Annotated in this window: 2 protein-coding genes; one reads left to right on the forward strand and one right to left on the reverse strand. The window is 73.1% G+C overall.

Annotation, left to right across the window (positions count from 1 at the left end):
- Positions 1–1038: ABC transporter substrate-binding protein (locus OZN99_RS30930; RefSeq protein ID WP_270939038.1), on the forward strand; the 1038-nt coding region annotated here is incomplete at its 5' end.
- 34 nt (positions 1039–1072) lie between these two features.
- Here the strand turns inward: OZN99_RS30930 and OZN99_RS30935 are convergent.
- Positions 1073–1781: transglycosylase SLT domain-containing protein (locus OZN99_RS30935; protein WP_270939039.1), on the reverse strand; the 709-nt coding region annotated here is incomplete at its 5' end.

Here is a 1781-nt window from a genome sequence, read left to right on the forward strand (position 1 = left end):
GGCGGAGTGAAGGCCATTCCCGCCGTCCTCGCCCGCCGCGCCGCGCTCGGCGCCGCGGCCGCCCTGGCGCTGCCCGGGCTGGCGCGCGCGCAGGCGCGCAGCCTGCGCTTCACGCTGGACTGGACGCTCTCCGGCTCCTCCGCCTTCGCACTGGCCGCGCAGCGCGCGGGCTTCTTCCGCGAGGAGGGGATCGAGGCCCGCATCACCCGCGGCTTCGGCTCCGGCCGGGTGCCGGTCGATCTCGGCGCAGGCACCGCCGACATCGGCTTCGGCGACTTCTCCGCCATGGCGCGCTTCGCGGCGGAGAACCCGCAGGCCGGCATGGTCTGCGTGCTCATGGTGTTCGACGGCCTGCCGCTCGTCGCCGTGGCGCGGGCCGATGGCCCGATCCGCACGCCGAAGGACCTGGAAGGCCGTCACATCGCCGCGCCCGAAGGCGATGCGGGCCGGCAGATGTTCCCGGTCTTCGCCGACTTCGCCGGCTTCAACGCGGCGAGCGTGCGCTGGACCAACGTCTCGCCCGAGCTGCGGGAGCCGATGCTGGTGCGCGGCCAGGTGGACGCCATCACCGGCTTCGTCAGCTCGGCCGTGCTCAGCCTCAAGGGCCTGGGCATGCCCCCGGAGCGGCAGGTGATCATGCGCTACCGCGACTTCGGCGTGCCGCTCTACTCCAACTGCCTGATGACCACGCGCCGCTTCGCGGAGGCCAATCCGGAGGTGGTGCGCGGCGCGGTGCGTGCCATCACGCGCGGCGTGCGCGCCATGGTCGCCGACCCCGCCGCCGCCACGCTGGCGGTGAAGGAGGCCGAGCCGCTGGTGGACCTGGCGCTCGAGACGGAGCGCGCGCGGCTGGTGGTGGCGGAGATGATCATGACCGACCACGTCCGCCGCAACGGCCTCTCCGCCGTGGACCGCGCGCGCATGGCGCAGGGGCTGGAGATCCTGGCGCGCGTCCAGCGCTTCCCGCGCCAGCCGACGCCGGAAGAGCTCTACACCGACGCCTTCCTGCCCGGCGCCGCCGACCGCGCAATCACCTGAGGCACGGAGCGGGCGACCGCCCGGCCAGGAGGCGTCACAGCTCCTTGCCGAAGCTCGGCGAGTCGCTGCTTTGCGCCCAGCCTTCGGCGCGGCTGACGCGCATCGCGTCGTTGAACCAGCCGACGAAGGTGTCGATGTGCCGGCCGGTTCCGATCGGGTGGCAGACCAGTTTCCAGCGGTTCGCCGGCCCGCTGTCCCGGCGCAGCGAGCCGGCATTGTAGGCGGCGGCGACCAGCGGCGGGTCGAAATGGGTGGAGGCCCGCTGGCTGGCGATATAGGCCGTGCCGGCATCGATCGACTTGGCGGGATCCAGCAGCTGGTGTCCCTGCAGCGAAGGCTCGCCCAGCGCGCCGCGCGCCGTCTTCACCAGCGTCTGCATCAGGCCCACGCTCTCGTCGTTGATCTGCGGCTCCGGCCGCCGCGCGGCGGGATCGCCGCGGCTTTCGGTGGCGATGGTCGCCACGATCAGTTCCACCGGCACGCCCCATTTGCGCGAGGCCGCCAGGCAGAGCTGGCCGTATTTGGACCAGATGTCCTTCACCGTCTTCGGCTCGCCCAGCGTGCCGCGCGCCGCCTCCCCTTCGAGCGCGATGCCCTCCGAGGTCAGCGCCCAGGCCACGCCATCCTCCTGCAGCTTGTGCAGCGTGGTCAGCTTCGGAAGTTCCTCCTTGAACAGCGAGGTGGAGGCCGGGCGCGCGCGTTCGGCGGCGGGCGCGATGGCGGCCGACACGGCGGCCTCCGGC

The organism is Falsiroseomonas oryzae (assembly GCF_027856955.1).
Lineage (GTDB): Bacteria > Pseudomonadota > Alphaproteobacteria > Acetobacterales > Acetobacteraceae > Falsiroseomonas > Falsiroseomonas oryzae.